The sequence below is a fragment of the Immundisolibacter sp. genome (assembly GCF_028696615.1).
Lineage (GTDB): Bacteria > Pseudomonadota > Gammaproteobacteria > Immundisolibacterales > Immundisolibacteraceae > Immundisolibacter.
On the sequence record NZ_JAQVGQ010000108.1, the window covers coordinates 1 to 8,783 of the forward strand.

Sequence of the window (8,783 nt, forward strand, 5' to 3'; positions counted from 1 at the left end):
TTGAGCGGCGCCTTGGTGACGAAGGCGATCTCGGCCTCCACCTTGGGGTGGATGAGCTTCTTGGTGTCGATGACGCCGCCGTCCTCGACCGCGAAGTAGTCGAACAGCAGGCCGTAACCCGGCTTGTCGACACCCATCTGGACCATCTTGGCGCGCGAGGTGAGGCCCATCTTGTAGCCGACCTGGCGGATGCCGCGCGCGAGCTTGCGATCGCGGATGGCCTCCATCACCCGGTAGGCCTCGGCGATGGTCATGTCCGGGTGGTCGTCGGTGATCTTGGTGACGTCAAAGGCTTCGAGCTCGGCCCGCTCCAGGTGCTCGGCCAGCTTGGCGATGGTCGCCGCGTCGAGTGCCATGCGCGTGCCCTCAGGCGTGGGCCGGCTGGCGCTCACGCGCGGCCAGCATTTCGAGCGCGATCGACTCGATCATGTCTTCCTGGCCGGCCACGGTCTTGCGCCGGCCGCACTCGACCAACAGGTCGCGCACCGGAATGCCGTAGCGCTCGGAGAAGCGCTTGGCATGCAGCAGGAAGGTGGAGTAGGTGCCGGCATAACCCAGCGACAGCGAGTCGCGGTCCACGCGCACCGGCCGGTCCATGATCGGCCGCACCACGTCCTCGGCCACGTCCATGATCTTGTACAGGCTCACGCCGGTCTGGATGCCCAGCCGATCGCACACCGCCACCAGCGTTTCGAGCGGCGTGTTGCCGGCACCGGCACCCAGACCCGCCGCGGAACCGTCGATTCGATTGGCGCCGGCCTCGATGGCGGCCAGCGAGTTCGCCACCGACATCGACAGATTGTTATGGGCGTGGAAGCCGAGCTCGATCTCGGGCGGCAGATTGGCACGCAGCAGGCCGATCTTGGCGGTGACGTCGTCCGGCAGCATGTAGCCGGCCGAGTCGGTCACGTAAATGCAGGTGGCGCCGTAGGACTCGAACAGCTTGGCCTGCTCGAGGATTTTCTCCGGGCCCACCATGTGCGCCATCATCAAAAAGCCGACCGCATCCAGGCCGAGCTTGCGGGCCAGACCGATGTGCTGCTCGCCGACATCGGCCTCGGTGCAGTGCGTGGCCACGCGGATGCAGGACACGCCCAGATCCGCCGCCATGCGCAGGCCGTCCACGGTGCCGATGCCCGGCACCAGAAGACACGACACCTTGGCCTGCTTCAGGTGCGGCACGGTGGCCTTCAGGTACTCCTCGTCGGTGTGCAAGCCGAAGCCGTAGTTGATGGACGAGCCGTCCAGACCGTCGCCGTGAGTGACCTCGATCATCGGCACGCCGGCTTCGTCCAGCGCCGAGGCGATGGCGGTCATCTGTTCGAGCGTGATCTGGTGGCGCTTGGCGTGCATGCCGTCGCGCAGGCACATGTCGTGCAGGGTGACCTTGCGGCCTTTGAGATCTTTCAGAGCCATGGTGGGTGTCCTCGCAGGTTCAGGCGGCGGCGGTCTTGTACTGGGCCGGGTCGAAACGACCGGCGATGATCTCCTCGGCGATCATCTCGGCCGTGCGCGTGGCGGCGGCGGTCATGATGTCGAGGTTGCCGGCGTACTTGGGCAGGTAGTCGCCCAGACCCTCGACCTCGAGGAAGATCGACACGCGGTTGCCGTCGAACACCACGTCGTGCAGCAGCCGATAGCCCGGCACATACTTTTGCACTTCCTTGACCATGTCCTTCACCGAGGCGCGAATGGCGTCCTCATCGGGGATGGTTTCGGTGAGGCAATGCACGGTGTCGCGCATGATCAGCGGCGGCTCGGCCGGGTTCAGGATGATGATGGCCTTGCCCTTGCGCGCACCGCCCACCACCTCGATGCCCTTGGCGGTGGTGCGGGTGAACTCGTCGATGTTCTTGCGCGTGCCGGGCCCGGCCGACTTGGAGGCCACGGTGGCGACGATTTCGGCGTACACCACCGGCTGCACACGGCTGACCGCCGCCACCATCGGGATGGTGGCCTGGCCGCCGCAGGTGACCATGTTGACGTTCATCTCGCGCTTGCCGATGTGATCCTTCAGGTTCACCGGCGGCACGCAGAACGGGCCGATGGCGGCCGGCGTGAGGTCGATCATCACCACCCCGCGGCTGGTGAGCTTGTCCGAGTTTTCCTTGTGCACGTAGGCCGAAGTGGCGTCGAAGGCGATCTTGATGTCGTCCTCGGCCAGGTGCGGCAGCAGGCCGTCCACGCCTTGCGCGGTGGTCTTCAGGCCGTGCTCGCGGGCCTTGCGCAGGCCGTCCGAATCCGGGTCGATGCCGACCATCCACACCGGCTTCAGCACCTGGCTGCGCTCGAGCTTGAACATGAGATCGGTGCCGATGTTTCCGGAACCGATCAGGGCGCAGTTGATTTTCATGGACAATTCCTCGGCAGGCCGTGGAGGGACGAAGACACCGCCGCCGGCGGGCGGACGGTCCGGATCAGGCGCGATGCGTAGCGGGTAATGGTACCGGCCGGCGCCCCTGACCCACAAGGCAAACGCTTTGCCGCGCCGGCGACCGGCCGCATACTCGCGCGCTCGCTCCCGATCGCCTGATCGGGGTTTCTTTTGCCGCCGCAGGAGTCCGCCATGATCGACAACGCCTATCACTGCCGACGCTTCGACAGCCACGTCGCCGTGGTCACCGGTGCCGCGCAGGGCATCGGCCGCGCCACGGCGCTGCGTCTGGCCGCCGAAGGCGCGCAGGTCATCGTCGCCGACCGCGCCGCACCGCAGGCGCAGGCGGTGCGGGACGAGATCCGCGCCGCCGGCGGGCAGGCCGAGGTCGCGCTCGGCGACCTCGAAACCTGGGCGGGCGCACAGGCCATTGCCGCCGCGGCGCTGGCCGCGTACGGCCGCATCGACGTGCTGGTCAACAACGTCGGCGGCACCATCTGGGCGCGCCCATACTGGGAATACGCGCCGGACGAAATCGAAAAAGAGGTCCAGCGCTCGCTGTGGCCGACGCTGTGGACCTGCCGGGCGGTGATCCCGCACATGGTCGAGCGCCGCGCCGGCGCCATCGTCAATGTCGGCTCCACCGCCACGCGCGGCATCTACCGGGTGCCGTACAGCGCCTGCAAGGGTGGCGTGCACGCCATCACGGTGTCGCTGGCGTATGAACTCGCCGAATTCGGCGTGCGCGTGAACTGCATCGCGCCGGGCGGCACGGATGTCGGAGCGCGCGCCATCCCGCGCACGCCCGCGCCGCCCACCGAGCGCGATCAGCAATGGATGCGGGCCGTGATGGAGCAAACCCTGCACGACGCCTTCATCAAGCGCTTTGCGACGCCCGACGAGCAGGCGGCGGCGATCTGCTTTCTGGCCGCGCCGGAGGCGTCGTATCTGACCGGCTATGTGCTGCCGGTGAGCGGCGGGACTGCTATTTGAAGTAGAAAAATTCCGTCCGTGGAATTTTTCTACTCGCTGCGCCGCGGTACATGCCCGCGGCGCGCTCCGCGGATCAAGAACTGAGGTTCTTGATCCGCGCCGGGGCTCCCTGCCCCGGACGGGAAACGCAGCCTCAGTCCTTGAGCGTGTCCCCGAGCCCGCGCCAGCGATTGACCAGCGCGTGCTCCACGCCGAACAGATCGAGGATGCGCCCGACGGTGTGCGTGACCATGTCGTCGAGCGTGGCGAGCTCGGCGTAAAACGCCGGCACCGGCGGGAAGATGATGCCGCCCATCAGCGTCACCGCTTCCATGTTGCGGATGTGGGCGAGGTTCAGCGGCGTCTCGCGCGTGACCAGCACCAGCCGCCGGCGCTGCTTGAGGATCACGTCCGCCGCGCGCGAGATGAGGTTGTCCGAGTAGCCGTGCGCCACCGCGGCCAGCGTCTTCATCGAGCACGGCACGATCACCATGCCCTCGGTGATGAACGAGCCGGACGCGATGCTGGCGCCGATGTCCTTGACGTTGTGGATCACGTCGGCGACGGCCTCGAAATCGGCCCGCTCGCGGCGCAGCTCCTGACGGGCGGTGAGCACCGCCGCGGACGACATTACGAGATGCGTCTCGATGCCGCCCATGGCGCGCAGCTGCCGCAGCAGCTCGTAGGCGTACACCGCGCCGGTGGCGCCGGTGACGCCGACGATCAAGCGTTTTTTCATGCTTTCCCCTCGCGCGGCGGCTGCGTGATGGTCCGCCGCGTCAACGTCGTAATGCCTGCACGGCGCGCTCCAGCCCGCCCACGGTGAGTGGGTACATGCGGTCCTGCATCAGTTCGCGCACCAGGCCGATCGACGGAATATAGCCCCAGTCCGCCTCGCGCTCGGGGTTCAGCCACGCCGCCGACGGCCAGGTCTCCAGCAGCCGGCGCAGCCACACGGCGCCCGGTTCGTCGTTGCGGTGCTCGACGCTACCGCCGACGTGCGTGATCTCGTACGGCGCCATCGCCGCGTCGCCGACGAAGATCGCCTTCCAGTCACGCCCGTACCGGCGCAGCACGTCCCAGGTGGAGAAACGCTCGGCGTGGCGGCGCGCGTTGCTGCGCCACAGGCGCTCGTACACGCAGTTGTGGAAGTAAAAGTATTCGAGGTGTTTGAACTCGCCGCGCGCGGCCGAGAACAACCGCTCGCACAGGCGCACGTGCGGGTCCATGGAGCCGCCGACGTCCAGGAACAGCAACACCTTGACGCGGTTGCGCAGCTGCGGTCGCAGGTGCAGGTCGAGATAGCCGCGCCGCGCGGTGCCGCGGATGGTGCCGTCGAGATCGAGTTCCTCGGGCAGACCCTCGCGCGCCAGGCGCCGCAGGCCCTTGAGCGCCACCTTGATGTTGCGCGTGCCAAGTTCCACCTGGTCGTCGAGATCGCGAAACTGCCGTTGCTCCCACACCTTGGCGGCGCGGTGCTGGCGGCCCTCGCCGCCGATGCGCACGCCTTCCGGGTGGTAGCCGCCGTGGCCAAACGGCGAGGTGCCGCCGGTGCCGATCCACTTGTTGCCGCCCTGGTGGCGGCCCTGCTGCTCGGCCAGACGCTGGCGCAGCGTTTCGAGCAGCGCCTGCAGAGTGCCGAGCGACTGGAGCTTCGCCTTGTCCTCGTCGGACAGCAGCTTCTCGATCTCCTGGCGCAGCCAGTCGTCGGGAATCGCCCCGCCGAGCTCCCCGAAGGCCAGCTCGGCGCCGCGAAAGTAAGCCGCGAACACGGTATCGAAGCGGTCGTAGAACTTCTCGTCCTTCACCAGCGCGCAGCGGGCGAGGTGGTAGAGGCCGTCGGCGCTGTGCGGCGGCACGTCGGCGGCGAGCGCCTGCAGAAACGTCAGGTACTCGCGCACGCTCACCGGGATGCCGGCAGCGCGCAGGTGTTCCAGAAACGAGCCGAACATGGCCCGGCCTCAGCGCCCCTCGCGCCGGTGCAGGAACACCAGCTTCTCGACGAGGTGCAGGTCCTGCTCGTTCTTGAGCAGCGCGCCGTACAGCGGCGGCAGGCTGGTCTTGAGGTCGGCCGCGCGCAGCGCGTCGGCCGGGATGTCCTCTGCCAGCAGCAGCTTGATCCAGTCGAGCAGCTCCGACGTCGACGGCCGCTTGGTCAGGCCCGGCGTGTCGCGCAGCTCGAAGAACGTGCCGAGCGCCGCGGCCAGCAGATCCCGCTTCAGGCCCGGGAAGTGCGTGTCGACGATGCGGCTCATGGTGTCCGCGTCCGGGAAGCGGATGTAGTGGAAGAAGCACCGGCGCAGGAAGGCGTCCGGCAGGTCCTTTTCGTTGTTGGACGTGATGATGACGATCGGCCGCTGGCGGGCGCGGACGGTCTGCCGCGTCTCGTAGACGTGGAACTCCATGCGGTCGAGCTCCAGCAGCAGGTCGTTCGGGAACTCGATGTCGGCCTTGTCGATCTCGTCGATCAGCAGCACCGGCGTCTGGTCGGCCTCGAAGGCCTGCCACAGCTTGCCGCGGATGATGTAGTTGCCAATGTCGTGCACGCGGGCGTCACCGAGCTGCGAGTCGCGCAGGCGCGCGACGGCGTCGTACTCGTACAGGCCCTGCTGCGCCTTGGTTGTGGACTTGATGTGCCACTCGATCAGCGGCTTTCCCAGTGCGCGCGCCACCTCCACCGCCAGCATGGACTTGCCGGTGCCGGGCTCGCCCTTGATGAGCAAGGGCCTTTGCAACGTGATGGCGGCGTTTACCGCCAGCGTCAGGTCGTCGGTGGCGACGTAGCGGTCGGTGCCGGTGAAGCGGTCGGTCATGGCGTGCTCGGGCGGGTGAAGGCGACGATGTCCAATGATGGCGGCTCGCGAGGCACAGTCAAAGCGGCCCGGCTGGCCGCCGCTTTACTTGCCGATACAGAAGGTCGCGAAGATGCGCCCCAGCAGGTCGTCGCTGCTCACCGCGCCGGTGATTTCGCCGAGCGCCTGCTGGGCAAGGCGCAGTTCCTCGGCGGCGAGCTCCGCGCCGCCGCCGCCGCTCAACAATTCGGCCCCGCGTTGGACGCAGTCCGCCGCCCGGCGCAGCGCCTCCACGTGCCGGCGGCGGGCGCTGAACTGCCCCTCGCCGGCGTGAAAACCGGCCGCCGCCTTGATGCGCTCGCGCAGCAGGTCGAGCCCGGCGCCGGTGTGCGCGGACAGATAAACGTCGGTCCAGGCGATCTGTGGCTCGATGCGCGGCGCCTCGCCGACGAGGTCGATCTTGTTGATCACCCGGGTGACAGCGCCCGCGTTGCCCAGCGCTTCGGCCGGCGGGGTTTGCGGATCGCCGGCCTCGGTGACGAACAGCAGGTGATCGGCGCGGTCGATCTCGGCCCGCGCGCGGCGGATGCCCTCGCGCTCGACCGGATCGTCGCTGTCCCTCAGACCCGCGGTGTCGATCAGGTGCAGCGGCAGGCCGTCGATGGCCAGATGCTCGCGCAGCACGTCGCGCGTGGTGCCGGGGATGGCGGTGACGATGGCCGCCTCGCGCTTCGCAAGCGCGTTCAGCAGGCTGGACTTGCCGACGTTGGGCGCGCCCGCCAGCACCACGGTGAGGCCCTCGCGCAGCAGGCGGCCTTCGCCGGCGCGGCCGACCAGCGCGTGCAGATCGTGGGCCAGTTCGTAGGCCTCGGCGGCTATACGGCCATCGGCGAACAGATCGAGCTCCTCGTCCGGAAAATCGAACCCGGCTTCGATCTGCACCCGCAGCGCCGTCAGCCGTTCGACCAGCGCGTGTACCTGCTGCGAGAGGGCGCCGTCGAGACTGCGCAATGCGGCGCGCGCGGCGGCGGCGCTGGCGGCGTCGATGAGATCGGCCACCGCCTCGGCCTGGGCCAGATCGAGCTTGTCGTTGAGATAGGCGCGCTGGCTGAACTCGCCCGGCCGCGCCTGGCGCGCGCCCAGCGCCAGCACGCGCGCCAGCAGCAGGTCCATCACCACCGGCCCGCCATGGCCGTGCAGTTCGAGCACGTGCTCGCCGGTGAACGAATGCGGCGCCGGGAAATACAGGCACAGGCCGCGGTCGATGGGTTCACCGGCGGCGTCGCGAAAACTCGCCAGACGCGCCACCCGTGGCGGCGGCAAAAAGCCCACCAGCGCGTGGCAGATGGCCGGCGCCGCCGGCCCCGACACGCGCACCACGCCGACCCCGCCACGCCCGGGCGCCGTGGCGATGGCGGCGATGGTGTCCGCGGGCGCGCTCAGGCCGCGGCCTTGCGCTCCAGCTGGCGATTGATGAACCACTGCTGGGCGATCGACAGTACGTTGTTGACGAACCAGTACAGCACCAGGCCGGCCGGAAACAGGGCGAAGAACACCGTGAACACCAGCGGCATCGCCATCATCACGCGCCGCTGCATGGGCTCCATGCCGACCATGGGCGTCATGCGCTGCTGCACGAACATGGAAATGCCCATCAGCACCGGCAGCACGTAGTACGGGTCGGCGCCGGACAGATCGCGAATCCACAGCACAAACGGGGCGTGGCGCAATTCCACGCTCTCCAGCAGCACCCAGTACAGCGCGATGAACACCGGAATCTGCACCACCACCGGCAGACAGCCGCCGAGCGGGTTGATCTTCTCGGTGCGGTACAGCTCCATCATCTTTTCGTTCAGCTGCTGGCGATCGTCCTTGTAGCGCTCGCGCAGCGCCATGATTTTGGGTTGCACCTTGCGCATGTGCGCCATGGAGCGGTAGCTGGCCGCCGACAGGCGGTAGAACGCCAGCTTGATCAGCAGCGTCACCAGGATGATGGCCACGCCCCAGTTGCCGACCAGCCCATGGATGGTACGCAGCAGCCAGAACACCGGCTGGGCGATGACGGTGAGCTTGCCGTAATCGACCGTCAGGGCCAGGCCCTCGGCCACGTCATCCAGGCTGTCCTGCGCCTTCGGACCGGCGTACAGGCGCGTTTCCCAGCTCGCCGTCTGGCCGGGTGCCACGCTGAGCGGACCGGCGATACAGCCAGCCAGGAAACGATCCTCGGTCAGCGCCTTGGTGTAGCAATCGTGGGCCTGGCCCTTGGTAAGCAGGAACACGGTGACGAAATAGTGCTCGCTCAAGCCCACCCAGCCGTCGTTGAGAGTGGTGGACAGCGGCGATTTCAGCATCTGGTCGTAGCCCAGCTTGTGGTACTTGTCGGCGGTGCTGTAGTAGACGGCGCCCTGGAACGATGCCGGCATGAAGATCTTGTGCCCGGCATCGGCGCCGCGCCGGCGCAGCAGCTGTGCATACGGCTGCGCCTGCCAGGGCTGCTGGCCGGTGTTGCGAATCTCGTAGCGCAAGCCGATGTCGTAGCGACCCCGCTGGAACGTGTAGACCTTGCGCACCTGCACACCGGCGCCGGCATCGGCCCAGGCGAGGGGTACTTCCAGGCGGTCGGCATCCGGCGCCAGGCGATAGCT

At 68.0% G+C, this 8,783-nt stretch carries 8 protein-coding genes and 1 pseudogene; 1 reads left to right on the top strand and 8 read right to left on the bottom strand.

Translation table 11 applies throughout. The features are described from left to right. The 3 genes and pseudogenes from PHC73_RS08355 to PHC73_RS08365 form a co-directional block, all read right to left on the bottom strand. Nucleotides 1-356 (bottom strand): annotated as a pseudogene (locus PHC73_RS08355) (4-oxalocrotonate decarboxylase); the annotation flags it as partial. A 10-nt stretch (nt 357-366) separates the two neighbouring features. Further along, nucleotides 367-1,416, bottom strand: a complete 1,050-nt coding sequence (dmpG, locus tag PHC73_RS08360; protein ID WP_300126671.1) for a 4-hydroxy-2-oxovalerate aldolase — start codon at nt 1,414-1,416, stop codon at nt 367-369. A 19-nt stretch (nt 1,417-1,435) separates the two neighbouring features. Next, a complete protein-coding gene (locus tag PHC73_RS08365; protein ID WP_300126673.1) occupies nt 1,436-2,359 on the bottom strand; it encodes an acetaldehyde dehydrogenase (acetylating) in 924 nt (307 codons plus the stop codon). 207 nt (nt 2,360-2,566) lie between these two features. Here PHC73_RS08365 and PHC73_RS08370 point away from each other — a divergent pair, with 207 nt between their 5' ends. Continuing rightward, nucleotides 2,567-3,367: a 1,6-dihydroxycyclohexa-2,4-diene-1-carboxylate dehydrogenase gene (locus PHC73_RS08370; protein WP_300126675.1), complete on the top strand. Its 801-nt coding sequence runs from the start codon at nt 2,567-2,569 to the stop codon at nt 3,365-3,367. A gap of 133 nt (nt 3,368-3,500) precedes the next feature. Here the strand turns inward: PHC73_RS08370 and PHC73_RS08375 are convergent, their stop codons facing one another. The 5 genes from PHC73_RS08375 to yidC all read right to left on the bottom strand — a co-directional run. Beyond that, nucleotides 3,501-4,085 (bottom strand): UbiX family flavin prenyltransferase, encoded by a 585-nt coding sequence (locus PHC73_RS08375; RefSeq protein ID WP_300126677.1) that lies wholly within the window; start codon nt 4,083-4,085, stop codon nt 3,501-3,503. A gap of 40 nt (nt 4,086-4,125) precedes the next feature. Continuing rightward, the gene (locus tag PHC73_RS08380) at nt 4,126-5,298 is read right to left on the bottom strand and encodes a VWA domain-containing protein (protein WP_300126679.1); all 1,173 of its coding nucleotides are present in this window, start codon (nt 5,296-5,298) and stop codon (nt 4,126-4,128) included. 9 nt (nt 5,299-5,307) lie between these two features. Next, on the bottom strand, nt 5,308-6,159 hold the full coding sequence (locus PHC73_RS08385) for a MoxR family ATPase (RefSeq protein ID WP_300126681.1): 852 nt from the start codon (nt 6,157-6,159) through the stop codon (nt 5,308-5,310). Between the two features lie 84 nt (nt 6,160-6,243). Next, entirely contained in the window at nt 6,244-7,581 is a 1,338-nt protein-coding gene (gene mnmE, locus PHC73_RS08390; RefSeq protein WP_366949838.1) for a tRNA uridine-5-carboxymethylaminomethyl(34) synthesis GTPase MnmE, read from the bottom strand. Beyond that, nucleotides 7,578-8,783, bottom strand: a 1,206-nt coding sequence (gene yidC / locus PHC73_RS08395; RefSeq protein WP_300126685.1) for a membrane protein insertase YidC, incomplete at its 5' end; no start/stop codon positions are given. The genes mnmE and yidC, both read right to left, overlap by 4 nt.